Origin of the sequence: Pasteurella testudinis DSM 23072 (assembly GCF_900176075.1) — a bacterium.
In the GTDB taxonomy this organism is placed as follows: domain Bacteria; phylum Pseudomonadota; class Gammaproteobacteria; order Enterobacterales; family Pasteurellaceae; genus Chelonobacter; species Chelonobacter testudinis.
Genome location: NZ_FWWV01000011.1, coordinates 17,346 through 44,304 on the forward strand (window position 1 = coordinate 17,346; position 26,959 = coordinate 44,304).

Genomic DNA, 26,959 nt, shown 5'->3' on the forward strand with positions numbered 1-26,959 from the left:
GATGAGCCGGGAGCACACGGTCACGGCGGCTTTTGCCGATGACGGAATGTTGAGCCGTCACATCCGCCAATTCCGCCCGCGTCGCGAACAAGTGGAAATGGCGCAGGCGGTGGAGCAAGCGATTGAACGGCAGGATCAACTGGTGATCGAAGCCAGCACGGGAACCGGTAAAACCTTTGCTTATTTGGTGCCGGCAATGTTGTCGGGGCAAAAAACCATTATTTCCACCGGTTCAAAAAATCTGCAAGATCAACTGTTTAAACGCGATCTGCCGACTATTCAAAACGCCTTGGGCTACAGCGGCAAGTTGGCATTGCTGAAAGGACGCTCAAACTATTTGTGCTTGGAGCGCTTGGACAAACTGATTGCCGACGGCGTGCTCGGCGATAAATCGGTGCTGGCGCAATTATCGGTGGTGCGCAAATGGCAAACTGCAACGGTCGACGGCGATTTAAGCGAGTGTGCCGATTTGGCGGAAGACAGCCCGATTTTACCGCAGCTGACCAGCACCGCCGAAAGCTGTCTGGGCAGCGATTGCCCCAATTATGCCGACTGCTATGTGTCGAAAGCACGCAAAAAAGCGCTGGACGCAGATTTGGTGGTGGTCAACCATCACCTGTTTTGTGCCGATATGGCGGTCAAAGAGAACGGCTTCGGCGAACTGATTCCTGATGCCAAAATCATCATTTTTGATGAAGCCCACCAATTGCCGGATATTGCCAGCCAATATTTCGGCCAATCCATTACGTCGCGTCAACTGTTCGATCTCTGCCGCGATATTAACCTTTGTTACCGCACCGAAGTGAAAGATTTGAAGCAACTGGGCACGGCAGCGGATCACCTGCAAAAGGTAGTGCAGGATTTTCGTCTGATGATGGGAGACGGCAACCTAAGAGGGAATTTGCGTGAATTGCTGACCAACGACAGTGTGCAAAGAGCGGTGCAACACCTGCAGGAAAATCTGGAATTCGTGCATGATGTGGTCAAACTGGCGTTGGGGCGTTCGCAAACACTGGACAGTATTTTCGAACGGATCCAGAGCATTCAAACACAATTCAAGCGGATTTTAGATACCGCGATCACCGGTTATTGTTATTGGTACGAAACCTTTAACCGCCAGTTCGGGCTGCATTTGACCCCGTTGACGGTGGCGGATAAATTCGGCGAACAGCTAAAACAACAAAAAGCCGGTTGGATTTTCACCTCGGCGACGCTGGAAGTCGGCGGCAGTTTTGATTTTTTCTGCGAGCGCATGGGGATTGAACGGGGGGAGCGCAAAGTGTTGCATTCGCCGTTTGATTATCCCAAACAATCATTATTATGCGTACCGCGTTTTTTGCCCGCCAGCAATCAAAAACAGACATTGAGCCGCTTGGGGGAAATGTTATTGCCGGTGATCGAAGCCAACCAGGGGCGCTGTTTTGTGCTGTGTACCTCTTACATGATGATGCGCGGCTTGGCGGAATACCTGCGCGAACACAGCGAATTGTCCGTGTTGTTACAAGGTGAAATGGCGAAAGGGCGGTTGTTGGAGAAATTCGTGCAGGAAAGCCATTCGGTACTGGTGGCGACTTCCAGCTTCTGGGAAGGGGTTGATGTGCGCGGCGAGGCGCTGTCGCTGGTGATTATTGATAAGCTGCCGTTTACCGCACCGGACGAACCGCTATTGAAAGCGCGGATTGAGGATTGCCGTTTGAAAGGCGGTGATCCGTTTAATCAGGTACAATTGCCAAGTGCGGTTATCAGTTTGAAGCAAGGCGTTGGGCGGCTGATTCGTGACGTGACCGATCGCGGCGTGATTATTATCTGCGATTCCCGTTTGGTGATGCGTCCCTACGGCGAAACCTTTTTAAAGAGTTTGCCGAATGCCGGCCGAACCCGCGATTTAAACAGGGTAATTGAATTTTTACAGAAAAAATAAGGCAACACTATTTATGAAAACAACTTTATTAGCCTTGGATACGGCAACCGAAGCCTGTTCGGTGGCGTTGTGGCATCACGGTGAAATATTGGCGCAGGACGAACTCAGTCCGAAAGCGCATACGCGCCGAATTTTGCCGATGATTGATGAAATTTTGGCGGAGGCGGGCATTGGGTTGAAGCAAGTTGATGCGTTGGTATTCGGACGCGGCCCCGGTAGTTTTACCGGCGTGCGCATCGGCAGTGGTATTGCGCAAGGGCTGGCATTAGGGGCGGATTTGCCGGTGATTCCGGTTTCCAATTTAACTGCCATGGCACAAGCCGCCTATCAACAAGCAGGGCACACACAGGTGTTGGCGGCGATCGATGCGCGCATGGACGAAGTCTATTTTGCAGGGTTACGCTACCAACCGCACTTTGTCGGGCAACAGGAATACGCGGCTTGGCAAGCGGTGCTTGACGAACAGGTTTTGTCACCGGATTCGGTATTACGGCAATTGCAGACACAGTCCTTGCCAAGTGCGGTCTGTGTCGGTACCGGCTGGGCGGCTTATCCGCAGTTTGAACAGACTACCGTGTTGTTAAATAAATGTGATATTCTGTTGCCATCGGCGAAGTATATGTTGCCATTGGCACGCTTGGCTTGGCAACAACAGGATTATTCCACGGCACTGGAGATTGAGCCGGTGTATCTGCGCAATCAAGTGACCTGGAAAAAACTCCCCGGGCGGGAGTAATCGGGTGAGATGGTCGGCTATCTATTAAGGAGCATGAGATGAAAAAGTTTATCTGGATTGTGCTGGTACTCAGTGCGATGTTAAGCGGTTGCCAACTGGCACCACAGGGCTTGGATCGCGGCGATAACGCCCTGATTAGCTATTCGCAATTGGCAACGGCGGATTTTGACTGTCAATGCCAGCAAGTGCGCTTGGGCGGAAAAGTGATTAAAGCGGCGGTGCTGAAAAATAATACGACGGAAGTTGAAATATTGAGTATGACCATTGATCGTTTTACCGCCAAGCCGGTGCTGGGCAGCCATAGCGACGGCCGTTTTATTGCCATCTTAAACGGCTTTGTCGATCCGCTCAGTCTGGAAAACCAATATATTACGGTAAAAGGGGCTTTGAGCGGCAAACGCGACGGTAAAATTGATCAGGCGGATTATATTTATCCGCTGATTAAAGCCGACAACTATCGTATTTGGCAGCAGGTGGTTGAATACTATTATGATGAAGAAGAGTGGTTTGACTATTGGGATTCATACCGTTACGGACGGTCTTGGGGCGGCTTTCCGATGTGGAAACCGCGTGCCGCATTACGTTAACAACAGACTGATAAAGAAAAACAATAAATAATAACAGGAATAAATATGGAAAAAATTTGGTTTGACAACTACCCGGAAGGTGCCGAGCGCGTGATTAAAACGGACAAATACCGCTCTTTGTTGGAAATGTTTGAAAATACCGTGCGTGAACGACCTGATCAAGCCGCTTATATCAATATGGGAAAAGTGCTGACTTTCCGCAAACTGGAGGAGCGCAGTCGGGCTTTTGCCGCTTATTTGCAAAACGTGTTAAAACTGAAAAAAGGCGATCGGGTGGCGTTGATGATGCCGAATTTGTTGCAGTATCCGATTGCGCTGTTCGGCGTATTGCGTGCCGGCATGGTGGTGGTGAATGTCAATCCGCTCTATACGCCGCGCGAGCTGGAACACCAGCTGCAAGACAGCGGCGCGGTGGCGATCGTGGTGGTGTCCAACTTTGCCGCCACGCTGGAAAGCGTCGTGGCGGAAACCGATGTGAAACACGTTATTTTAACCCGTATGGGCGATCAGTTGTCGTTCGGCAAACGGAATTTGGTCAATTTTGTGGTGAAATACATCAAAAAGCTGGTGCCGAAATATAAATTGCCGGGGGCGGTGACGTTTCGCGAAGTGTTGAGTATCGGCAAAATGCGCCAATACGTTAAACCACAAGTCGTTGCTGAAGATTTGGCCTTTCTGCAATATACCGGCGGCACGACCGGCGTGGCAAAAGGGGCGATGTTAAGCCATAAAAACATTTTGACCAATATTTTTCAGGCAAAGTGGGTTGCCAATCCGTTCGTGCAAGATTCTCTCGTGCGTGAAGCCATTATCGCGCTGCCGCTGTATCATGCGTTTGCCTTGATTATCAATTGCTTGTTGTTTATTGAATTAGGCTTGACCGGCGTGTTGATCACCAATCCGCGCGATATTAACGGTTTTGTCAAAGAGCTGCGCCGTCACCCCTATGTGGCGATTACCGGCGTAAACACCCTATTTAATGCCTTGCTGAATAATGAAAATTTCCGCGAGCTGGATTTTTCCAAGTTAAAATTGTCGGTTGCCGGCGGAATGTCGGTTAATCAGGCGGTGGCGGATCGCTGGCATAAACTGACCGGTACCAATATTATCGAAGGGTACGGCATGACCGAATGCTCGCCGTTGATTGCCGCTTGTCCGCCGCATTCAACCGAGCATAACGGTAATATCGGCGTACCGATTCCGAATACCGACATTAAAATTATCAAAGACGACGGCAGCGAAGCCGCGCTAGGCGAACGCGGCGAATTGTGGGTGAAAGGCGATCAGGTGATGCAAGGGTATTGGCAGCGTCCTGAAGCCACTGCCGAAGTGCTGAAAGACGGCTGGCTGGCAACCGGTGATATTGTGGTGATGGGCGAAGATAAAAACCTGAAAATCGTTGACCGCAAGAAAGACATGATTATTGTTTCCGGCTTTAATGTGTATCCGAATGAAATCGAAGACGTGGTGATGTTGAATTACAAAGTACTGGAAGTGGTGGCAATCGGCGTGCCGGACGCCAATGCCGGCGAAGCGGTGAAAATCTTTGTAGTGAAACGTGATGACACCCTGACCGCCGAAGAGCTTCGCAAACATTGCCGCACACATTTGACCGGTTATAAAATGCCGCGTGAAATTGAGTTTAGGGAGGAATTGCCGAAAAGCAATGTCGGCAAAATTTTACGCCGCGCGGTTAGAGATGAAGAATTGGCAAAGCGGGCTAACGTATAAGATGTGTGTAATGCAGCACATCGTGCGCACTTTCCCCTTGATTGTATCTCATTTGAGATACATAATAAGATCCCGTTTAGCAATAGGAGAATAAACGATGGCCCAAACATCAATGTTACATGTGCGGATCGATGATGAATTGAAAGTGGAAGCAGCAGAAAAACTTGCTGCCGTTGGTTTGACAATATCGGATGCGGTTCGTATTTTGTTGACTCGCATTACCAAAGAGGGCGGTTTGCCGGCTGGTCTGACGATGGATCCGGAGGCGTATGATCTTTGGTTTCGCAATAAAGTAAAAGAAGCGCTGGAGGATACCCGTGCCGCCGTTCCGCATAAAAAAGTGATGGGCGAGGTGCAAGCTTTAATTGATAGGAAACGTTATCGTGCCTGATTTGGTGTGGCTAGAACCGGCGCGTGAAGATTTGTTGGCAATAGTCGATTATATATCTGATGATAGCGTAGAAGTTGCGCAACGAGTAAAAGATAATCTTGAAATGAAAGCCGAAAAATTGTTGGATTTTCCCAAAATGGGACGACTTGGACGAGTCGAGGGAACGCGTGAGTTAGTGGCTTGGAGGAATTATATCCTTGTGTATCAAGAAACTGAATCCGCTATCAGAATATTACGCGTGCTGAATTCGGCACAACAATGGCCTTAGTTTTAACCCCAATAAAAATTATATGGCGGCGCATTGAGTACTGCTTTGATTCGAGAGGTTAGTATACCACCCAAACAGTTCATTGATATGTTTTTTCCTATGTGAAATTAACGCCCGATAATTAACCGAGATCACAAAATGCAACCACTTGACTACCTCTGGATCAATAGTAACAAACAACTGCAAACCGTCTGCCAACAGGCTCGCCAAAAAAGTGCGGTAGCGCTGGACACCGAATTTATCCGTACCCGCACTTTTTATCCCAAGTTGGGATTGATTCAGCTGTATGACGGCGAACGGTTGAGTTTGATTGATCCGCTCTCAATCGACGATTTGAGCCCCTTTACCGCGCTTTTAGCCGATCATCATGTCTTGAAGATCCTGCACGCTTGCAGTGAAGATCTGGAAGTCTTTCAGACCTATTTCCAACAACAGCCGAAACCGATGATTGACACCCAGATTATGGCGGATTTTCTCGGTTTCCAGAATTCCACCGGTTTTGCCAAGCTGGTGGCGCACTATTTTGGTTTGGAATTGGATAAAGGCGCTTCGCGTACCGATTGGCTTGCCCGTCCGTTATCCGAACAACAGCTGCAATATGCCGCTGCCGATGTGTGGTATCTATTGCCGCTTTACCACAAAATGCAACCGTTATTGGCGCAAACGGAGTGGCAAAGTGCGGTTGCGGAGGAGTGCGATTTTCTGTTAACACGCGCCGCCGAGCCGGACAATCCGGAAAATGCCTATTTAAAAATCGGGAACGCATGGCGCTTGCAGAACGAGCGTTTACTCAGTCTGAAACTGTTGGCAAAGTGGCGCATGAACGTGGCGATGGAGCGGGATTTGGCGCTGAATTTTGTGATCAAAGAACAGGCGCTGTATCAAGCCGCCGAAACGCAGGCTAAGCATACGTCGGAACTGCTGGATTTAGGCTTTCACCCGAATGAAGTGCGGCGGCATGGCAAAAAGGTGTTGCAACTGATCGCGCAGGCGCAAAAAGCCGAAAGTGAACAGTATCCGCAAGCCATTGAACAGATTGCGATTTTACCACGCTATAAAACCACCTTGAAAGCATTGCAACACAAACTGAGCGAAATTTGTCCGCCGGAGATCGCCAAAGAAAATCTGGCCAGTCGCAAAGTCTTACATCAATTGATTAAATGGGTGTGGCTGGAACAATCGGCGCCAGAGAAATTGCCACGAATATTACAAGGCTGGCGCAAGCCGTATGGCGAGGTGTTGCTGCAATTATTGCAGTCAGTGGTTTGATAAGCGATGTTATCGTCGGGCAGCAAGAAGATTGCACCCGACGTTTGACAGACTAAAGCACGCTTAACGCCGCATCATAATCCGGTTCTTGTTTGATTTCAGGCACTAATTCGCTGTGCAGCACCTTGTTTTCTTGGTCTAACACGATCACCGCTCTGGCGGTTAAGCCGCTCAACGGTCCGCTGGCAATGGCAACCCCCAGATCCTCGGCAAAAGTGCGGTTTCTAAAGCTGGATAAGGTGACGACATTTTCCAACCCTTCCGCACCGCAAAAACGGGCTTGGGCAAAAGGCAAGTCCGCAGAAATACACAACACAACCGTGTTATCCAAATCCGCCGCCTGTTGGTTGAATTTGCGTACCGAAGTGGCGCATACGCCGGTGTCGATACTTGGGAAAATATTGAGGATTTTACGCTTGCCGGCATAGCTGCTTAATGCGACTTCACTCAAATCAGTGGCAGTCAGCGTGAAATCCGCAACATAGCTTGCGGCCGTCGGAAATGCGCCTTTCACCTCGATTGGATTGCCGCCTAGGGTTACTGTTGTCATTGTACTTCTCCTTTTTGAATTTTCAATTTAAGGTTCTTGATAAAGTGCGGTAAACACGCCTTTTTCAAAATTAACCAACGGACTGCGTTTGGTGCGGCTCTCTAAATCGCCGGTCGAGTAGCCGTTGACAAATTGCACAAAAGCGATACGTTCGCCTTTAGCATTGTGCATGAATCCGGCCAGATTATAAACTCCTTTTAATGCGCCGGTTTTGGCGATCAGGTTTTTCGCCAGCGGCGCTTCGCCCATCGAACCGCGTCCGCTCAAGGTTCCGTCGTGTCCGGCGATGGGGAAGGTGTCTAATAAATTGAGCGAACTTTCATGCGCATTGATATAATCCAATGCCTGCAAAAGTGCGGTCGGACTGATTAAATTTTGTCGTGACAGTCCGGAACCGTCGGCGATCTGGCTGTTGCCGAAATCAATTCCCGCCCGTTTGCTTAAAATTTGCCGCATTGCGGTGGCACTTTGCTGGAATGAAACCGGTTTTCGGTAATATTGATAGCCGATACGGCGGAACAGGCTGTCTGCAATCTGATTGTCCGATTTCTTCATCATCTGTTTGAGCAAATCCGGCAGCGGCTTGGAAACATGGCTTGCCAGTACACTTCCGTCAACCGGTTTGATTGCCAACAGAATGCTACCGTTGACGTTAATTCCCAATTTTTTTAATTGGCTCATGACAATCGCAATGGCATAGGCATCGGTATCTTGCACGGCAAAGCTTAAGCCGAACGGTTTGGCCTGACGAGCCATGCAACCTTTCAGGGTGTAGCGGTTATTATCATTAACCACCACATCGAAGGCACAATTGCCCGCTTCTTGTACCGATACGATCCGCACTTGGCTGAACACTTGTACCGGAAAATGTGACGGCACGGTTGCTTGCACCAAATCACCGTTTGCGCCGCTGGCGTTAAGCTCGACCGAGAAACAGTTGCCGTCGATACTGGCGGCAGACGGCGGTGCGTTAAAACACATGGTCAAATCATTCCAAATCCAGCCCAAACCGCGGTCATGACTGTTAAAAATGCTGGTGTCCAATATGATATTGCCCTTGATAGTATCCACGCCTTGCTGTTTCAGTTTGGCCAGCAGTTGGTAAAGCTGGCCGCTGCGCAATGTCGGATCGCCGCTGAAACGAATGCTCAAATCCCCTTGCAGGGTTTTGCCGGCGATTTTTGCACTGCTGACCAAATCCGTAGTAAACAGGAATTGATCCCCCAAGGCCAATTTGGCGGCAAGTGCGGTAAAGACTTTTTGCGTGCTGGCAGGCAACATCAGGGTTTGCCGGTTGTAATCGGCAATCGTTTGCTGGCGGTTTAAATTTTCCGCGACAAAGCCGACACTGGCGCCGCTCGGCAGGTAGGAAACATAGTCTGCGAGATTCACTGCGGCTTGGGCAGGGCCGCCGCTGAAAAAAGTGATGTTAAGCAATGAAAACGCAAATATTCTCAATAAAGAAGGTCGGGATAGTTTCATAATTCGAATGCGTGTGGATTTTAACCGCTATTTTTAAGGTTGCCTTTTTTTATAAGATCTCCATAATAGAGCCATCAGCCAAAGAGGTAAACGATTATTTCCGGGCAAATTGTCATCCTGTGTAAATCGTGCTTTTCGGCGAAATCCCGATTATTTTTTGACTACGGCATAACGCATTATGCCGTGGTTTTGTTTTGTCTGTAGAAAATGCTTATTGTAAAAGTGAGAAAGCTATGAAACAAATTCCTATGACCGTACGCGGTGCGGAAAAATTAAAAGAAGAGCTGGATTTTTTGAAAAACGTGCGTCGTCCGGAAATTATCAAGGCGATTGCCGAAGCGCGTGAACACGGCGATTTGAAAGAGAATGCCGAGTACCATGCGGCGCGTGAGCAACAAGGCTTTTGCGAGGGGCGCATTCAGGATATCGAAGCCAAGCTGTCCAACTGTCAGGTTATCGACATCACCAAGATGAAAAATAACGGCAAGGTGATTTTCGGAGCGACGGTGGTGCTGATGAATATCGACACGGAAGACGAGGTCAGCTATAAAATCGTCGGCGACGACGAGGCTGATATCAAGAGCGGTTTAATTTCGGTCAACTCACCGATTGCACGCGGTTTGATCGGTAAAGAAGTGGATGATAATGTTGCGATTACCACGCCCGGCGGTAGAGTGGAGTTTGATATTGTCGATGTGCTGTATCAGGAATAAAAAAGTGCGGTGAAAACCGCACTTTTTGTCACATCTCGTGACTTTTGGTCATGTTTCGTTACTTTGGCAGGCGAATGCTCGGTTCTTTGCTTGGACGGTAAAGTACCAAGGTGTGACCGATTAATTGTACTGCCGCCGCTGCGGTTTCGCGTACAATCGCATCAATGATTAATTGCTTGGTTTCGCGTTCCGCACCGGCAATTTTCACTTTAATCAGTTCGTGATGGTTTAACGCATTGTCGATTTCAGCAACGACACCTTCCGTCAAGCCGTTCGCGCCAAGCATGACAACCGGTTTCAAATTGTGTGCCAGGCCTTTTAAAAATTGTTTTTGTTTGGTGGTTAAGCTGATTGCCATAAAAAATCCTTTTAAATGTAGGTATAATCTAACCAATAGAAAGTTTAAATAATTGATTATTTAGACTTGAATCTATTAATTTAAGTGCCATATTAACATAATTACCGCTTGAGTTAGGTAATTATCTCAAGAGATAGAGAAAATGGGAAAGAAAAAACGTTCTGCCAGCTCAACCCGCTGGTTAAATGAACATTTTAAAGATCACTTTGTGCAAAAGGCACATAAACAAAAATTACGTTCGCGTGCCTATTTCAAACTGGACGAACTGCAACAGAGCGATCGTCTGTTCAAACCGAATATGACGGTAGTGGATTTGGGCGCAGCGCCGGGCGGTTGGTCACAGTATGTGGTCAAGCAGATCGGCAGTAAAGGGCGGGTGATTGCGTGCGATATTTTGGATATGGATCCGATTGCCGGCGTGGATTTCCTGCAAGGGGATTTCCGTGAAGAAAGTGTGTTAAGCGCGCTCTTGGAACGGGTAGGTGACGGTAAGGTCGACGTGGTATTATCCGATATGGCGCCGAATTTCAGCGGGATGCCGTCGGTGGATATTCCGCGCGCGATGTATTTGGTCGAATTGGCGTTGGATATGTGCCGTCAAGTGCTGGCCAACAAAGGCAGTTTTGTGGTCAAAGTCTTTCAGGGCGAAGGATTTGACGAATACCTGAAAGAGATCCGTTCTCTGTTCAGTGTGGTAAAAGTGCGTAAGCCGGAGGCTTCCCGTGGTCGCTCGCGGGAGGTATATATTGTGGCAACGGGTTACAAATTATAGTAATCTATGCTACTGATTTGTTAAACAAGGAAATAACGAGGTCGAGCCTTGAAGAACGACATGATAAAAAACCTAATTTTGTGGACGGTGATCGGGGTAATCCTGATGTCCGTGTTTCAAAGTTTTAATTCCGATCCTGATGCGCGAAGCGGAGTGGATTACACCACGTTTGTAAACGATGTCGGTAATAGTCAGGTGACCGAAGTGCGGTTTGATGAGAGTCAAATCACCGTGACCAAAAATAACGGCGATCGCTATCAAACGGTAATGCCGATTTATGACGCCAAAATTTTGGACGATTTGATTAAGAAAAATATCAAGGTTTCCGGTACTCCGCCTGAAAAACGCGGATTATTCTCACAAATCCTGATTTCATGGTTTCCGATGCTGTTATTAATCGGTGTCTGGATCTTCTTCATGCGCCAGATGCAGGGCGGTGGCGGCAAAGCGATGAGCTTTGGCAAAAGCAAAGCCCGCATGATGACCGAAGAACAGAATACCACCCGTTTTTCCGATGTGGCCGGTTGTGATGAGGCCAAGGAGGAAGTGGGCGAAGTGGTTGACTTTTTGCGTGATCCGAGCCGCTTCCAAAAATTGGGCGGTAAAATTCCGAAAGGGATTTTGATGGTCGGGCCGCCGGGAACCGGTAAAACCTTGTTGGCAAAAGCGATTGCCGGCGAAGCCAAAGTGCCGTTTTTTACGATTTCTGGTTCTGATTTCGTAGAAATGTTTGTCGGGGTCGGGGCGTCGCGGGTGCGTGATATGTTCGACCAAGCCAAAAAAGCCGCACCTTGTTTGATTTTTATCGATGAAATTGATGCGGTTGGTCGCCAACGTGGTGCGGGATTAGGCGGCGGACATGATGAACGCGAACAAACCTTAAACCAAATGCTGGTAGAAATGGACGGTTTCGAGGGCAATTCCGGCGTGATCGTGATTGCGGCAACCAACCGTCCGGATGTGCTGGATCCGGCATTGACCCGTCCGGGACGTTTTGACCGTCAAGTGACTGTCGGCTTGCCTGACGTGCGTGGCCGCGAACATATTTTGAAAGTCCATATGCGCAAAGTGCCGATTTCGCCGGATGTTGATCCGATGGTGATTGCACGCGGTACTCCGGGTTATTCCGGTGCGGATTTGGCAAACTTGGTCAATGAGGCCGCACTTTTCGCCGCGCGTACCAACAAACGCATTGTGACGATGGTGGAGTTTGAAAAAGCCAAAGACAAAATTAATATGGGACCGGAGCGCCGTACTATGATTATGACCGAGAAACAGAAAGAATCGACGGCATATCATGAAGCAGGTCATGCGATTGTGGGTTATTTGGTGCCGGAACATGATCCGGTGCATAAAGTGACGATTATTCCGCGGGGCCGTGCGCTGGGGGTGACGTTCTTCTTGCCGGAAGGGGATCAGGTCAGCATCAGCCACAAACAGCTGGAAAGTAAATTGTCCACATTATATGCCGGACGTTTGGCGGAAGACTTGATTTACGGCGAAGAGAATATTTCGACCGGTGCTTCGAACGATATTAAAGTCGCCACCAATATTGCGCGTAAAATGGTGACCGAATGGGGCTTCTCCGACAAGTTGGGGCCGATTTTATACGCCGAAGACGACGGTGAAGTCTTTTTGGGGCGCTCAATGGCGAAAGCCAAACACATGTCTGATGACACCGCACATCTGATTGATGAAGAGGTGCGCGAGATTGTCGAACGCAACTATAAGCGTGCCAGACAATTGCTGCTAGAGAATATGGATATCTTGCATGCAATGAAAGACGCGTTGATGAAATATGAAACCATCGAAGAAGAGCAAATCAAGCAGTTGATGGAACGCCGTGATGTTACTCCGCCTCCGGGCTGGGACGGTGACGAAAAACCGGCTTCCGCTAGTCAAAGTGCGGATCAGCAAGCGAAACAACCGCCTGCGCCGAACGAGTTAGAGGAAGAAGTCATTTCTGATCGTGAGGATCACGAAAAGGGTGAGCCGGAAAATAACGATAAAGCCTAATTTTGCGATTTTTACCTAACAAACATTAGACAATAAAAAGTCAGTGATAAAAAAGTCCGCCGGAAACGCTCCAACGGACTTTTTATTTTTTAACGCTATTTTTTAACGTTATTGGTTTAACGTTTATTCGCGCTTAACCGCGGCTATTACCAGTTTACAACCGCACTTCAATCAAATCTGCCAACAACCGGATATGATCGTCGGAAGCGTTCAGCGCAGGGATATAGCGGTAGGATTTTCCACCGTTGTGCAGGAAGATTTCACGGTTCTCTTCGGCGATCTCCTCCAATGTTTCCAAACAATCGACCGCAAATCCCGGGCAGGCGATTGCCACCGCATGCTGTCCGTTTTGGGCTAATTTTTCCAGCGTTTCATCGGTATAGGGTTGCAGCCAAGGCTCTTTGCCGAAACGGGATTGAAAGGTCACTTGCCACTGGTTCTCGCTTAACCCCAGCGTTTGCGCCACTAAAAGTGCGGTTTGGCGGCAGTGTTCGGCGTAGTAGTCGCCTTCCTGCTGATAACGTTCGGGAATGCCGTGAAAAGAGAAAATCAGCCGCTCGTCCGCAGTTAAGGTCGGGCGAATACTGTTTGCCAGCGCACTGATGTAGAGCGGATGTTGGTGATAGTGGTGTATAAACTCGATCTCCGGCATTGCCCGATGCGCTTTCAGCGCCGCGGCAAACGCATCGAAAACGCTGGCGGTGGTGGTGCTGCTGTATTGCGGATAGAGTGGCAACACAATGATTTTTTTTACTTTTCGCGCGATTAATTTATCCACCGCACTTTGCATTGACGGCTCGCCATAGGTCATTGCCAGCTCAATATGTAACTCGGTGTTTTGCGCGGCAAAATAGGCTTGCAGTTTTTCCGCCTGCTCACGCCCGATCGCCAGCAGCGGCGAACCTTGTTCGGTCCAAATCGATTGATACAGTTTGGCGACGCGCGGCGAACGTTTCGGTAAAATAAGGCAGTTTAAAATAAACGACCATTGTAAACGCGGCAAGTCGATTACGCGCGGATCAGACAGAAACTGTTTTAAATAGCGTTTCACCGCATTTGCGGTGGGCGCAGACGGCGTGCCGAGATTGACCAGTAATACACCGGTTTGATTATTCATTGTTATCCTTTTTGTTTATCGTCTATTTTTGATTGATCACGGGTTTATGCACCACCGCCAGGGTCAGACGGGCGGCACAACACAGCTGTTGCTGTTCATCACGCAACTCGATTTGCCAGACTTGCGTACTGCGCCCTAACCGTGCCGGCGTTGCGCGGGCGGTAACGGTCGTGCCTTTTTTGACCGGACGCAGATGGCTGGCATTGATTTCGGTGCCGACCACAAAAAAATCGTCATCGACACAACAAAATCCGGCTAACGAACCGACCGTTTCGGCAAGGGTGGCTGAAATACCGCCGTGCAAATAGCCCATCGGTTGGCAGCTGCGTTGATCTACGGTCAATTGCGCCTCCAGCCAGTTTTCGCCTTGCGCACTGAAATGAATGCCGAGGTGACTGACCGCACTTTGCCGGCAAAATTGATTGAGTTGCTGCAATGATAACGCTTTTTTCCACATTATATTCTTTCCTGCCCGTGTTATGGTCTATTGATTTAATAGCGACAGCAACGCCTGCACAGGGTGTTTCGGCTGCCAATGTTCCATGCGTTTGACTTGGCTGCGGCAAGAGTAACCGCTTGCCAAACAAAAGCGAGGATCATATTTTTTCAGTTTTTGCTGCCAAGAGAGTTGATAAATCGCTTTCGACATTGCGAGATGTTGGCTTTCATGTCCGAACGTGCCCGCCATACCACAGCAACCGACGTTTTCGCTGACTAGCTCTTGGCCGAAATGGGCAAAAATGCTTTGCCACTGTTTCGGACTGTTCGGCATTGCGCTCGCTTCGGTGCAGTGCGGAAACAGATACCAAGTGCGGTTTGGCTGTTGCGCTTTGACCGCACTTTCAATTTGGATCTGCTCCAGTTGCTGCAACAGCCATTCGTGCGCCGTCAGCACATGAAACGCATTTTGCTGTTGTAAAATGTCGGGATACTCTTCCCGATAGGATAACACAATCGCCGGATCAACCCCGACCAGCGGTAGATTCAGTCGTGCCAAGCGGCTCAAAAATTCCGCCTGAGTGCGTGCGGTTTTGGCAAAACGGCCTAAAAATCCTTTGATATGCTGCGCTTTGCCGTTCGGTTTAAATGGTAACACAACCGGTTTAAACGCCAGTTTTTGCGCCAGTGCGACAAAGTCCGCCACCACTTTGGCATCATAAAACGAGGTGAACGGATCTTGCACAATCAGCAACATCTTGTTTTTATCCGCCGCCGACAGCGTTTCCAGCTGCTCTAAGGAGTAGCCCTGATAGCCGATTTCGACCAGTTGCCGCTGTAATGACGGGCTGCTTAAACTCGGCAGATCGACCATACCGATGATTTTCTCCGCTAGATAACCACTGATTTTGGCTTCGGTGAAAAAATTGAAAAAACGCGGCGCTTTTGCCATCAGCGGCGCAGCATATTCTACGTTTGAAACCACATAATCTTTCAGCGGGCGCAAATAGCGGCTGTGATAAAAATGGTTGAATTGCGCGCGGAACGTCGGCACGTCAATTTTAATCGGGCACTGGCTGGCGCAGGCTTTGCAGGCAAGGCAGGTGTCCATCGCGCGTTTGACTTCATGGGAAAAATCGTATTCGCCGTGTTTTTTGCGCCAGCTGTTGCGCACTTTTTCAACCAAATCGGTGAGTTTCACGGTGTGCGATTGGCGGAAATCCAACTGTTCGGGCGTGACATTTTGTTCGCTGAGCAAACGCAGCCATTCGCGTACCAACGCCGCGCGGCCTTTCGGGGAAAAAGTGCGGTCGGCGCTGACTTTCATCGACGGACACATGGTGCTGTGCACATCAAAATTAAAGCATAAGCCGTTGCCGTTGCAGGTCATCGCCCCCTTATAGTCCTCGCGTAAACGTACGGGAATTTGGCGGTCAAAATCGGCACGCATGGTGGCGGTAATCGGATACAGCTCGGCGTTGGAATCCAACGGCGTACAGATTTTGCCCGGATTCAGCCGATTGTGCGGGTCAAATAACCGTTTGATATAGCGCAGTTCCCGCCACAATTTTTCGCCGAAAAAACGCTCGCCGTAGGCAGACCGCATACCTTTGCCGTGTTCGCCCCAGATCAAACCGCCGTATTTCGCAGTGAGCTCAACCACCTGATCGGAAAGGGTCTTGAACAGCTTGACTTGTTCGGGATCGCATAAATCCAGTGCCGGACGAACGTGCAACACGCCGGCGTCGACGTGTCCGAACATGCCGTATTGCAAGCCGTGTTGATCGAGCAATGCCCTGAATTCAGCGATGTAATCCGCCAAATGTTGCGGCGGCACGCAGGTATCTTCGACAAACGGAATCGGTTTGGCAGCTCCTTTGGCATTGCCGAGCAAGCCGACGGATTTTTTGCGCATGGCGTAAATTTTCAGGATAGACGGCAGGTCGTGACAGATTTGATAACCGATAATGCCGTCTTGCCGGTTTGCGATACGCTGATCCAATAATTGGCAAAGTGCGGTCAGGCGTTTCTCAATCCCACGTTCTTGATTGCCGGCAAATTCGACGATGTTCAAACCCAGAATCGGGGCGTTCTCGTCTTCCGCTAGCAAGTCACTGACCGAATGCCAGATAATATCCTGCTTGGCCAAATTCAGCACATTCGAATCAATGGTTTCGACCGATAGCGCATTGGCTTGCAGCATCAGCGGCGCATTGCGCAGAGCGGAATCGAACGAGTTATATTTAATGTTGATCAAAGTGCGGTATTTGGGAATCGGCAGCAGATTAAGTTTGGCCTCGCAAATAAATGCCAACGATCCCTCCGAACCGGTTAAGATGCGACTCAGATTAAATCGGCTCAGATCTTCGTTAAACACATTCTTTAAATCATAACCGGTTAAAAAACGGTTGAGCTGCGGCAGTTGCGATAAAATGGTATCGCGATTCTGTTTGCAGCGTTGATAAATTTCCTGTTGTAAATGGTAAGTTTGAGGAGAGCTTGTTATCTCGCCTTGTTCAAGTTCGGCGCTTGAAATCGAGTCGGTTTCCAGTATTTGGCCGTTCACTAATACCGATTTTAACGCCAGAACATGATCGGAGGTTTTGCCGTATTGCAGTGATCCTTGTCCTGAGGCGTCGGTGTTGATCATGCCGCCGATAGTGGCGCGGTTGCTGGTGGAAAGCTCCGGTGCAAAAAACAAGCCGAATGGTTTCAAGTATCGGTTCAACTGATCTTTTACCACGCCGGATTGTACGCGAACCCAGCGTTCTTCCACGTTAATCTCCAAAATTTGATTCATATGGCGTGAAAGATCAACGATAATATTGTTGTTCAAGGCTTGCCCGTTGGTGCCGGTACCACCGCCGCGCGGGGTAAACGTGAGGGCGGCAAAGGCGTCTTGTTGTGCCAATTTGGTCAGCCGTACCACATCGGCAACGGTTTTCGGAAACAAAATCGCCTGTGGCAATTGCTGGTATACGCTGTTATCCGTTGCCAAACTTAGCCGTGAAGCGTAAGCAGATTCGATATCGCCTTCAAAATGTTGCAGTCGCAAAGCAGCCAGATAATCAACGGTGGTTTTATTTAATTGGGGAACGGTGTGCAAACGCGGTAGCATGATAGAGTATCCGAAATTTGAGTGATCAATAATACGACGATATTTGAATGTTAATATAGCATATTTAAATCATGAAAAAAGTGCATGGAAAACACTAAAATTTAAAAAAATTTCTCAATTGAACCATTGGAAATGATGTTGTTAATGTCATTGAATTGTTTATTTTTTGGTTAAAATGATTAAAAATCACACAAAAATGGGTGTTATTTGTCTAATTAGGTTGATTTTAACACAATTGACTATAATAATAGGCGCATACTCAGAGTAGTATTTGAGTATAGGAATAGATGAATTTTTATTTTACTCGGTCTATTCGGATTTAACCGATTACTTTAATTAATATATCAATCGGTCGAAACTCAACTAAATGAAGAGGAATTTTGAAATGAAAAAAACTGCAATTGCGTTAGCGATCACCGGTTTTGCTTTGGCTTCAGTAGCCCAAGCTGCGCCACAAGCGAATACTTTCTATACCGGTGCGAAAGCTGGTTGGGCATCTTTCCATGACGGTTTGACTCAATTCGAGAAATTGGATGGTTTTGGTACAGGTTACCAACGTAACTTTGTGACTTATGGCGTATTCGGTGGTTACCAAATCACGGATAACTTAGCGATTGAGTTAGGTTATGATGATTTTGGTCGAGCTAAACTGAAATATAAAGGCGATACAACAGCTAAACACACTGCGCATGGTGCTCATTTAACATTAAAAGCCAGCTATCCAGTATTGGCAGACTTAGATGTTTATGCGCGTGTGGGTACTGCGTTAGTGCGTTCTGACTATAAAACTTATCCAAGTGCATTCGGTCTTAACGGTACTCGTGGCCACGACTTGCGTGCTTCCGCTGTATTTGCCGGTGGTTTGGAATATGCAATCATTCCTTCATTGGCATTGCGTGTTGAATACCAATGGCTGAACAACGTGGGTAAAAAATCGAATACCTTTAGCGATGACTACCGTCCGGACATCGGTTCTGTAACAGCCGGTCTGTCTTACCGTTTCGGTCAAGGCGTTGCTGCAGCACCTGAAGTCGTAACCAAAAAATTTGCATTCAGCTCAGACGTATTGTTTGACTTCAACAAATCCAGCTTAAAAGCCGGTGGTTCTGAAGCGTTAGACGGTATGCAATCTGATGTGGCTCAATCCGGTTTGGCAAACCCTAACTACAATGTAGCAGGTTACACCGACCGTATCGGTTCAGATGCTTACAACCAAAAATTGTCTGAGAAACGTGCTGAAACCGTAGCAAACTACTTGGTTTCTAAAGGCGTTGAGCAAACAAACGTAACTGCAGTGGGTTACGGTAAAGCAAATCCGGTGACCGGTTCTAACTGTGATACAGTTAAAGGCCGTAAAGCACTGATCGCATGTTTGGCTCCAGATCGTCGTGTAGAAGTATCCGTCCAAGGTGCTAAAACAGTTACTATGTAATAACCCGTTTTAGCCTGATAAAAACCCGAGGATTCTCGGGTTTTTTATGGCGAAATATCGGGTATCCCCGCTAAAAAAGCGGTTAATTTGGCTTAAATGATTAAAAAGTGAGCTATTTTTTGTAAGAAGTGTTGATTTTATTTAAAACTACTAGGATAATTTGCAAATACTCAATTCACTTAGTGGATGAATTATTATAAAAGAGTATAGGACGATTCAGCTTATTTAGGTGCGAATCAAAACTTATATATAGATTTCAATAGCCGCATTATTTACTTCAATTGAAGCTGAGTGATGCGTGCTATAGCGAAGTTTATATCATAGATGAAAACAAATAGAGGATCATCAAAATGAAAAAAACTGCAATTGCATTAGCTATCTCTGGCTTGGCATTAGCATCCGTAGCACAAGCAGCGCCACAGGCTAACACTTTCTATGCCGGTGCGAAAGCTGGTTGGGCGTCTTTTCATGACGGATTAGAACAATTTGAAGTTCCAGGTGTTATAGGAACACACCGTAATTCTGTAACTTACGGAGTGTTCGGTGGTTACCAAATCACTGACAACTTCGCAGTTGAGTTAGGTTACGATGATTTTGGCCGTGCTAAATTAAGAAATAATGGTAAAACTATTGCTAAGCACACTAATCACGGTACTCATTTAAGCTTAAAAGCAAGCTACCCAGTATTGTCTGATTTAGACGTATATGCACGAGTAGGTGCTGCATTAGTGCGTTCTGATTATAAAACTTACGGAGATGCGTCTGCTTTAGGGCGTGAGCATAGCTTAAAAACATCAGCAGTCTTTGCCGGTGGTGTTGAGTATGCAATTCTGCCTTCTTTGGCGTTGCGTGTAGAATATCAATGGTTAAATAACGTCGGTAAATTGAAATATGCAGATGGTTCTCGTGCAGACTATCGTCCGGATATCGGTTCTGTAACAGCCGGTCTGTCTTACCGTTTCGGTCAAGGCGTTGCTGCAGCACCTGAAATCGTAACCAAAAAATTCGCATTCAGCTCAGACGTATTGTTTGACTTCAACAAATCCAGCTTAAAAGCCGGTGGTTCTGAAGCGTTAGACGGTATGACTGCTGAAGTGAGCAACTCCGGTTTGGCAAACCCTAACTACAACGTAGCGGGTTACACCGACCGTATCGGTTCAGATGCTTACAACCAAAAATTATCTGAGAAACGTGCTGAAACCGTAGCAAACTACTTGGTTTCTAAAGGCGTTGATCAAGCTAACGTAACTGCAGTGGGTTACGGTAAAGCAAATCCGGTGACCGGTTCTAACTGTGATGCAGTTAACGGCCGTAAAGCGTTAATCGCTTGTTTAGCCCCAGATCGTCGCGTAGAAGTTGCGGTTCAAGGTGCTAAATCTGTTGCTATGTAATTTAAAGCATTAGCTGATTTTCTAAAACCCGCCAAGTGCGGGTTTTTTAATGCCTTGAATCGAATAAATTGAGCGTCGGCAACAAAATACTGTACAATTCTCGATTAGTGGATAATCCGAAATGACAAGGATACGATGAGATGAAGCCCCAAAAGACGTTACCAAAAGCGACATTCAAAGAGAGTATACTGCGCGATCTGGTGGTGATCAGTGCCTGCCTTATTATCATTTTAGCCGGTGTTAAAGCAGCAGGCGAGATACTGACGCCGTTACTCTTGGCGTTGTTTATTGCAATTGTTTGCTCACCTCTCGTCGGTAAGATGATGCAATATCGAATTCCGCAATGGTTAGCGATCACATTATTGCTCTGTTTTATCTTTACCCTTTTTAGTGTATTCGCGACATTGGTCGGAGCTTCAGTCAGTGAATTTACCGCTTCTATGCCGCAATATAAAGTTTTATTGTCAGAAAAAGTGGTCTGGTTAACCAAACTGGCTGACCAATATAATATTTCGCTGTTATTGCCGCAAAAGAAAATCTTGGAAAGTTTGGATCCCAATACGTTAATGAACTTTATGAGCAATATGTTAGGCCAGCTGTCGGGAATGTTGAGTAATATTTTTATTTTATTTTTGATCGTGGTTTTTATGTTGCTTGAAATTCCATTAGCCAAAAAAAAATTGACTTATTTAGTCAGCGAGCAACCTCAAGGCGAACAAATTCAGCTAAAAAGCGAGATTTATCGGGTTATCGACAGTGTGATTCGTTATTTGTCAATCAAAACATTGGTGAGCATTTTTACCGGTGCTTCAATTTATATTGTATTGAAATTATTAAATATTCAATATGCCGTTTTATGGGCTAGCGTGGCTTTCATGCTAAATTATATCCCGAATATCGGTTCTATCATTGCCGCGGTTCCGGTAGTTATACAGGCGTTTCTTTTAAACGGTTTTGCGGAAGGCGTAGGCGTTATTGTGGCTTATTTTCTGGTCAATACGGTATTCGGTAATATTGTAGAGCCGCGAGTAATGGGGAAACATTTGGGACTATCAACCTTGGTCGTATTTATTTCGCTTATTTTCTGGGGCTGGTTACTGGGAACCGTCGGCATGTTTCTTTCCGTTCCTTTGACCATGGCGACCAAGATCGCGTTGGAAGCCAGTCCGGCGACCGAACGGCTGGCATACTTATTAGGGAGTGCTGAAAAATAACCGCAGGGATAAAAGTGCGGTATGAATTTAATTCATATTAAATGTGAAAATAACGGATTTGACTATAGTAGCAATACTGACTAATTTAGACGTCTAAACATCCAGTTTGACAATGAGGTCAGTATGAGTTACGCAAAAGAGATTGATGCCCTAAACCAAAGTGTGGCAGATTTAAGCGGAAATTTAAATGTATCGTTCGAGTTTTTTCCACCGAAAAATCAAACAATGGAAACCTTGCTTTGGGATTCCATCGAACGCTTAAAAGATCTAAAACCTAAATTTGTTTCCGTCACTTACGGCGCAAACTCCGGTGAACGTGAGCGCACGCACAGTATTGTCAAAGCGATTAAACAACAAACCGGCTTAGAAGCCGCACCGCACTTGACCGGAATTGACGCGACACCGGAAGAGTTGAAAGTCATCGCGAAAGATTATTGGCAGAGCGGTATTCGAAATATCGTTGCCTTGCGTGGTGATGAACCGCAGGGCTATGTTAAAAAACCGTTTTATGCTTCTGATCTGGTGGAATTGCTGCGCAGCGTTGCGGATTTTGATATTTCTGTTGCCGCCTACCCTGAAGTTCATCCGGAAGCCAAATCAGCCCAGTCCGATTTGCTTCATTTGAAACGTAAAATTGAGGCTGGAGCCAGCCGTGCAATCACCCAATTTTTCTTTGATATCGACAGTTATTTGCGTTTTCGTGATCGCTGCGCGGCGGTAGGGATTGATGTGGAAATTGTGCCGGGCATTTTACCGGTATCCAATTTCAAGCAGCTGCAAAAAATGGCGACCATCACCAACGTTAAAATTCCGAGCTGGATGGTAAAAATGTATGACGGTCTGGAAAATGATCAAACTACGCGAAATTTGGTCGGCGCCAGCATAGCAATGGATATGGTTAAAATTTTGTCCAGAGAAGGGGTAAAAGATTTCCATTTCTATACTCTTAACCGTTCTGAATTGACTTATGCGATCTGCCATACATTAGGCGTGCGGCCAAATATCGCCGAATAATGCCATTTTGCGACAGATTGGAAATTACTACACCGCAATAAAACCGCAATAAAAAACCTCGATAATAAATTCCATTATCGAGGTTTTTTGTTGCTGGCGACATCTGAATTGATCGCTGCAAACCGCTTCAATATTGGGGGGGTCATCAATTCAGTTTTTGATCGTATTACTAACTGTATTACTAAAAATAAAAATCACAGAAAAATAAAAAATCGAAATAAAAAAATAAAATTTTTGTGGGGGGTTAGCTACTTATCTACTATTTTAGATCGATATGATTTTAACTTATTGATATTAAATGTTTTTGTTGTCAGTAGTTGACTGATTAGATGAAAAGTACCTCGTTTTTGTTTTGAAAACAGCTACTACTTTTTTACGGCAACAAAAAAGGGCGGTTACGCCCTTTCTGTATCGTTGGTTATGTTATCCCTCCCACTCCTCAAACGTGGCGTGGCGGTCTTTCCAGTAAATATTAGTGAGCTGCGCATTGTCTTTTTTGCGCTCTTCTAGCGTGGCTTTTTGCCCGGCTTCTTTCAATGCGTCAGGCAGTGCTTGCTTGAATGATAACAGGCTTAAGCGCTGGCTATAATTCTGACAATCGCAATATTTCAGATAAGCTTGATAAAGTGCGGTGTCGGCGTTGCGTTTGCTGGTGCCACTGCCCCAATAAAGTCCGCTGATTTTGGCGTTCTTGTCTCTTGGTGTATCATTTTCATTTACCGGCACCACCTTAAAGGCTGAGGCAAAATCAATCAAATGATTAGCTTTCTGCTTGATATTAAGTCCGTCCGAATGGCTTCGAAACGCTTCTAATATCTTGCGGGCTTCTTCCGGGTTATCCTGAAAACGGTTTAGTAGCAAGTGAACAATGCCATAAATTTCACCTTTGATTTTATCTATAAAATTCACATCTTTTTTACTTTCGGGAATTGGCTTATCAAAGAAAATAATCACTCGGCGGCGTGCGATACCGCCGTTTCTGTCAGTGAATAAAATCGGGTTATTGGTGATCATCATATAGTTAGCCGTTGGTTTATAATCAAACGGATCTTTATACAACAATTTAACCGTCATCACATCGCCGCCGGTGAACGCTTTTAAACCGTCTGCGCTGCCGCTATAGTCTTTTTGATCGGGTGAGTACGCAAAAGACTTTCCGATAAATAACGATCGTGTTTCAGGCTTGTCAAAATCTTTGATTGCCATGATCACGCTGTTACCGCGGCCGCTTAACGTGGCGGCAATTTCCCCTAGCAATGATTTCCCGGCACCACCAACGCCGGTTACTTCAAGAAATAGCCCCCAGTGGTGTTGATTGGTTAGAATCATGTACAAGCCAGCTAAAATAGCGGATTTCTTTTCTTGGCTGCCGCTGGTGGCAAAATTTAACCAGTCATTAAAGTGCGGTGTTGCCTTGCTGGTGATATTACAAGGGAAATTATCAATCATACGCAATCCCAAATCAGGATTGTGCGCGATGAATTCACCAGTCTTTTTATTCAGTGCGCCATTCGTGAAGCCGATATAATCCATGCTTTCTATCGGCATTTCATCAATGCTTAACGTAATCAATTCCGCTAATTTTCGTAGCGTGTTGATCTTATAGTCTGATTTGTTTTCACGGTAAAAAGACAAGGTTTTGCGCTCTAACCGCTCTTGGGCAACTTCTTCCCATACTGCGCCCGTGTATTGGTAAGTTTTTCCTAGGGTAATGTCACGTCTTAGCGGGGAATCATGCCACCCTAGGAACGCTTTAACTTTGTCGTCATCGCTGGCATGATGAAGATCAATTTCAGTATCAAGAAGCGATTCAACCACCTGCTTATTTACATCGTCTTCACCAGCTCGCACTTTAGCCAGTTTTTCGCTTAAATCTTGCCGTTGGAGTGCTGAATCATAAAAGTTCAGGGTTTTGACTTTGCTATGCTTCGCAATACTGGCAATGATCCCCTCAATCTCACTAGCCTCTAATGTGCCTGCTTGATGAATCGAGGCGATCTCTTGATCTTCCGGTACAATTGCCACATTCGGCAGTTTCTTTAATTCCCTAGTACCGACAAGGACGGGAATATCATCTTTAGACAGTTTCCGCCATTGTGAAATCTTTTCCCGTGAGGGCTTGGCATAAGCCAGCCCCCCGGCAATAACAATTAATTCATCTCGGTAATTTCGATCTTGTGAATTGAAATACCGCGCCTTAGTTAAGTTAGACATCACCCCTCCATTCCTTTTTGTGCGTTGCTGATTAGCGTTTCTACCGTCCAAACACATCACAAATCAAATGATCAGCAAGACAAACGTAATCGCCGCATTGTTGATGATAGTCTTGAAGTAACACGGTGATCGCTTTTGCCTGTGTTAAGTTCTGGTTAATCCAGTCTTGTTTATCGAATGAGATATTAGCCATGTTGTACCCCCACACGCATTGCGCCCTGTTGTTTTTGGTATAACTCTTCACAAACACGATTCAGGGAATTTTCAATAGCTGAAATGGCGTTGGCTTGAAATGGATATTCTACTGATAATCCTAAAGCCGCTAAATTCAGCAAAGCGGTAATTTGATTTAGCGCTATGGTTAAATCGTCAAATTCATTCCAGTCAAATGTGATATTACGCATAAACCACCCCCTGAACGTCAGCAGAAAGGGCAATAGGCGCATGTGTGGCGGTGTTTGGTTGGGTTTTCATGATGGTTTTTTCCGTTAGTTTTTTTAGTAAAGACTTACCGCCCTTAGTGGGGTGCGATAAGGGATCAACTACAACTACTAACGGTAGGTTGCCCGCCTTATTCGTGCGGATAAAATCCGCCTTATTTCGACGTGTCTCCCTTACCGCAAATTCGGTATTTTCAGATAGGCTTAACGCCTCATTGAAATGAATTTGAGGTAAAAAAATACCGCATGAGTTACGGCTGCGGTTTCCGCCGTGTGTAGTTGTAGTGCTGGAAATACTAACGGCATTCTTGGCGGCTGTCAATCCACCAGCGGTTAAAGTGCGGTTTGGGTTAATCTGTCCGGCGAAGAACAAGACATAATCACGGGCTAATTTGGCGCGTGCCTGCTGTTCACTGGTGGCGGATAGGCGTAAACGGTGAAGTTGATTTGTGGTGTCGGTGCGATTAATACCGATAAATAAATAGATCATGGCTGTAACTCCTTGTGTAAATTTAGAAGTTACCGCTGAAGTTCTCAGGCTTGGGCGGTAACGTGCGACGGGCTGAGAAACTGCGACACAAGGAAAGCAGCAAAGGGCGAAACCTTTCCCATCGCACGCTACCATAGAGAATAAATCACAAGACGGATCTATTTTGGGTGTGCGACTTTCACGCATAAAAAAACACGCATTATTAGGCGTGTCATGCGCCTTGTATCTATTCGAGTTCTCAGGCTCGGCAGCCGATTTTGCGACTGCGGGAACAAAATACCCTAAAGTGCGGTGGGTTGTAAAGTGATTTGGGTCACGTTTTTGAATATTGGTAGGGTGTCCGCCGTTGGCTGATACTGCCGCCAACGTTTGGGCGCTAATGGTTTTTCGGGTATAATTTGGCTTAGCCATAGTCTTATCCTCGGTAAGATGGTTGGTTAGAGGCTCTTTTAGTGCTGAGAACACTATCGGAGCCTTGTTTGTTTTAGCAATTATCGTTATACTGTAATTACATTGAATATCATCATAATTCGGAGTAATTACAATGTCAACCAAAAAAGAAAATAAATCACAACAGTACCAAATACGGCTTACTGATGAATTTCGCCAGCAATTGGAAGAACAAGCTAAAAGTGATGGCGATACCGCTTTAGCAACGTGGATTAAACGAATTTTGCGCAAAGAACTCTCCGCGCGCGGCATTGAGCCGAAAGGGTAAGGGGTTGATTTTAAAGCAAAGCCGAAAATTCGGCTCTGTACAGTGATTTCCTGATATTTCAGGAGATTCCAACGGCTCAAGGGAGTATGCCCAAATTTGGACACCCCCACCAAAAGAAAACTATTGCAATAATTTTCATATTGATTAAAATATTTATGACTTAAATTCATGTTTGGTTTTCTCTAAATTTTTCTAAATGTGGGTTTAAGTATCAGTAGGGTACTGAGTGCGTTACTGTGATCTTGCTCGTAGTTGTGAATATGATTATAAGTTTAGGCATATGCTTATAGTCATCTAGATTAGGCTGGAATGATTCCAGCCTTTTTTATTATAGGCAGACGAAGACTGCCTATAAAAACCATACGCTATGCGTATGGAATCAAAGAGCTTAAGCGATGAAAAGAAAAAATCCTCCGATATAATGAATAAGGCTGATAACCAAAATTCAAAATATAGGAGGATATGCCAATGGCAAATAAATCCAATGACGATTCGAGTTTATCACACACAAGATGGAACTGTAAGTATCACATAGTCTTTACCCCTAAATTCAGACGAAAAGCGATTTATGGGAAATTA

Annotated in this window: 24 protein-coding genes and 1 pseudogene; 15 read left to right on the forward strand and 10 right to left on the reverse strand. The window is 46.4% G+C overall.

Features of this window, described 5'->3' with window-relative positions:
- The first annotated feature begins 1 nt into the window (after window position 1).
- From yoaA to rnd, 7 genes are all read left to right on the forward strand, one after another.
- Window positions 2-1,921, forward strand: coding sequence for a DNA repair helicase YoaA (gene yoaA, locus B8880_RS05715; protein WP_084256665.1), 1,920 nt, complete (start codon window positions 2-4; stop codon window positions 1,919-1,921).
- A gap of 13 nt (window positions 1,922-1,934) precedes the next feature.
- A complete protein-coding gene (gene tsaB, locus B8880_RS05720; RefSeq protein WP_084256666.1) occupies window positions 1,935-2,657 on the forward strand; it encodes a tRNA (adenosine(37)-N6)-threonylcarbamoyltransferase complex dimerization subunit type 1 TsaB in 723 nt (240 codons plus the stop codon).
- Between the two features lie 38 nt (window positions 2,658-2,695).
- A complete protein-coding gene (locus B8880_RS05725; protein WP_084256667.1) occupies window positions 2,696-3,244 on the forward strand; it encodes a Slp family lipoprotein in 549 nt (182 codons plus the stop codon).
- Between the two features lie 45 nt (window positions 3,245-3,289).
- Entirely contained in the window at window positions 3,290-4,975 is a 1,686-nt protein-coding gene (gene fadD / locus B8880_RS05730; protein ID WP_084256668.1) for a long-chain-fatty-acid--CoA ligase FadD, read from the forward strand.
- A 97-nt stretch (window positions 4,976-5,072) separates the two neighbouring features.
- Window positions 5,073-5,366 carry a type II toxin-antitoxin system RelB/DinJ family antitoxin gene (locus B8880_RS05735; protein ID WP_084256669.1) on the forward strand — a complete coding sequence of 98 codons (294 nt, stop codon included), beginning with the start codon at window positions 5,073-5,075 and terminating at the stop codon, window positions 5,364-5,366.
- Window positions 5,359-5,634 carry a type II toxin-antitoxin system RelE/ParE family toxin gene (locus tag B8880_RS05740; RefSeq protein ID WP_084256670.1) on the forward strand — a complete coding sequence of 92 codons (276 nt, stop codon included), beginning with the start codon at window positions 5,359-5,361 and terminating at the stop codon, window positions 5,632-5,634. Before B8880_RS05735 ends, B8880_RS05740 begins: the two co-directional genes overlap by 8 nt.
- A 138-nt stretch (window positions 5,635-5,772) precedes the next feature.
- Entirely contained in the window at window positions 5,773-6,903 is a 1,131-nt protein-coding gene (gene rnd, locus B8880_RS05745) for a ribonuclease D (protein ID WP_084256671.1), read from the forward strand.
- Between the two features lie 52 nt (window positions 6,904-6,955).
- Here the strand turns inward: rnd and tpx are convergent, their stop codons facing one another.
- Both tpx and dacB read right to left on the reverse strand, forming a co-directional pair.
- The gene (tpx, locus tag B8880_RS05750) at window positions 6,956-7,453 is read right to left on the reverse strand and encodes a thiol peroxidase (protein ID WP_084256672.1); all 498 of its coding nucleotides are present in this window, start codon (window positions 7,451-7,453) and stop codon (window positions 6,956-6,958) included.
- Between the two features lie 27 nt (window positions 7,454-7,480).
- A complete protein-coding gene (gene dacB / locus B8880_RS05755; RefSeq protein WP_418889028.1) occupies window positions 7,481-8,938 on the reverse strand; it encodes a serine-type D-Ala-D-Ala carboxypeptidase in 1,458 nt (485 codons plus the stop codon).
- Between the two features lie 230 nt (window positions 8,939-9,168).
- Here dacB and greA point away from each other — a divergent pair, with 230 nt between their 5' ends.
- Window positions 9,169-9,648: a transcription elongation factor GreA gene (gene greA / locus B8880_RS05760; protein WP_084256674.1), complete on the forward strand. Its 480-nt coding sequence runs from the start codon at window positions 9,169-9,171 to the stop codon at window positions 9,646-9,648.
- Window positions 9,649-9,706: 58 nt separating this feature from the next.
- Here the strand turns inward: greA and yhbY are convergent, their stop codons facing one another.
- Window positions 9,707-10,006: a ribosome assembly RNA-binding protein YhbY gene (gene yhbY, locus B8880_RS05765; protein ID WP_084256675.1), complete on the reverse strand. Its 300-nt coding sequence runs from the start codon at window positions 10,004-10,006 to the stop codon at window positions 9,707-9,709.
- A gap of 142 nt (window positions 10,007-10,148) precedes the next feature.
- Between yhbY and rlmE the strand changes: the two genes are divergently transcribed.
- Together rlmE and ftsH are read left to right on the forward strand one after the other, a co-directional pair.
- The gene (rlmE, locus tag B8880_RS05770) at window positions 10,149-10,778 is read left to right on the forward strand and encodes a 23S rRNA (uridine(2552)-2'-O)-methyltransferase RlmE (protein WP_084256676.1); all 630 of its coding nucleotides are present in this window, start codon (window positions 10,149-10,151) and stop codon (window positions 10,776-10,778) included.
- 60 nt (window positions 10,779-10,838) lie between these two features.
- Window positions 10,839-12,794: an ATP-dependent zinc metalloprotease FtsH gene (gene ftsH / locus B8880_RS05775; protein WP_084256677.1), complete on the forward strand. Its 1,956-nt coding sequence runs from the start codon at window positions 10,839-10,841 to the stop codon at window positions 12,792-12,794.
- A gap of 154 nt (window positions 12,795-12,948) precedes the next feature.
- Here ftsH and hemH read toward each other — a convergent pair whose 3' ends face one another.
- Genes hemH through ydiJ form a run of 3 tightly spaced genes read right to left on the reverse strand, consistent with a single transcriptional unit; the run spans window position 12,949 to window position 17,467 of the window.
- Window positions 12,949-13,911 (reverse strand): ferrochelatase, encoded by a 963-nt coding sequence (gene hemH / locus B8880_RS05780; RefSeq protein ID WP_084256678.1) that lies wholly within the window; start codon window positions 13,909-13,911, stop codon window positions 12,949-12,951.
- A 22-nt stretch (window positions 13,912-13,933) separates the two neighbouring features.
- Entirely contained in the window at window positions 13,934-14,371 is a 438-nt protein-coding gene (locus B8880_RS05785; protein ID WP_084256679.1) for a PaaI family thioesterase, read from the reverse strand.
- Window positions 14,372-14,395: 24 nt separating this feature from the next.
- Window positions 14,396-17,467: a D-2-hydroxyglutarate dehydrogenase YdiJ gene (gene ydiJ, locus B8880_RS05790; RefSeq protein WP_084256680.1), complete on the reverse strand. Its 3,072-nt coding sequence runs from the start codon at window positions 17,465-17,467 to the stop codon at window positions 14,396-14,398.
- A 385-nt stretch (window positions 17,468-17,852) separates the two neighbouring features.
- Between ydiJ and ompA (B8880_RS05795) the strand changes: the two genes are divergently transcribed.
- The 4 genes from ompA (B8880_RS05795) (at window position 17,853) to metF (ending at window position 22,518) form a co-directional block, all read left to right on the forward strand.
- On the forward strand, window positions 17,853-18,899 hold the full coding sequence (gene ompA, locus B8880_RS05795; RefSeq protein WP_084256681.1) for a porin OmpA: 1,047 nt from the start codon (window positions 17,853-17,855) through the stop codon (window positions 18,897-18,899).
- Between the two features lie 350 nt (window positions 18,900-19,249).
- A complete protein-coding gene (ompA, locus tag B8880_RS05800) occupies window positions 19,250-20,290 on the forward strand; it encodes a porin OmpA (RefSeq protein WP_084256682.1) in 1,041 nt (346 codons plus the stop codon).
- Between the two features lie 140 nt (window positions 20,291-20,430).
- On the forward strand, window positions 20,431-21,504 hold the full coding sequence (locus B8880_RS05805; RefSeq protein WP_084256683.1) for an AI-2E family transporter: 1,074 nt from the start codon (window positions 20,431-20,433) through the stop codon (window positions 21,502-21,504).
- Window positions 21,505-21,627: 123 nt separating this feature from the next.
- Window positions 21,628-22,518 (forward strand): methylenetetrahydrofolate reductase, encoded by an 891-nt coding sequence (gene metF / locus B8880_RS05810; RefSeq protein ID WP_084256684.1) that lies wholly within the window; start codon window positions 21,628-21,630, stop codon window positions 22,516-22,518.
- A 423-nt stretch (window positions 22,519-22,941) separates the two neighbouring features.
- On the opposite strand, the gene B8880_RS05815 is transcribed toward metF, so the two are convergent.
- From B8880_RS05815 to B8880_RS05825, 4 genes are read right to left on the reverse strand one after another with little or no spacing between them, the layout of a single operon-like run.
- Window positions 22,942-24,732, reverse strand: a complete 1,791-nt coding sequence (locus B8880_RS05815; RefSeq protein ID WP_159460724.1) for a DNA primase family protein — start codon at window positions 24,730-24,732, stop codon at window positions 22,942-22,944.
- A 40-nt stretch (window positions 24,733-24,772) separates the two neighbouring features.
- Window positions 24,773-24,925: a hypothetical protein gene (locus B8880_RS14385; protein ID WP_159460725.1), complete on the reverse strand. Its 153-nt coding sequence runs from the start codon at window positions 24,923-24,925 to the stop codon at window positions 24,773-24,775.
- Window positions 24,918-25,136 carry a hypothetical protein gene (locus tag B8880_RS05820; protein ID WP_084256686.1) on the reverse strand — a complete coding sequence of 73 codons (219 nt, stop codon included), beginning with the start codon at window positions 25,134-25,136 and terminating at the stop codon, window positions 24,918-24,920. The genes B8880_RS14385 and B8880_RS05820 overlap by 8 nt, the downstream gene beginning before the upstream one ends.
- Window positions 25,129-26,550 (reverse strand): host cell division inhibitor Icd-like protein, encoded by a 1,422-nt coding sequence (locus B8880_RS05825; protein ID WP_159460726.1) that lies wholly within the window; start codon window positions 26,548-26,550, stop codon window positions 25,129-25,131. Before B8880_RS05825 ends, B8880_RS05820 begins: the two co-directional genes overlap by 8 nt.
- 298 nt (window positions 26,551-26,848) lie before the next feature.
- Between B8880_RS05825 and B8880_RS05830 the strand changes: the two are divergent.
- Window positions 26,849-26,959, forward strand: a pseudogene (locus B8880_RS05830) (IS200/IS605 family transposase); the annotation flags it as partial.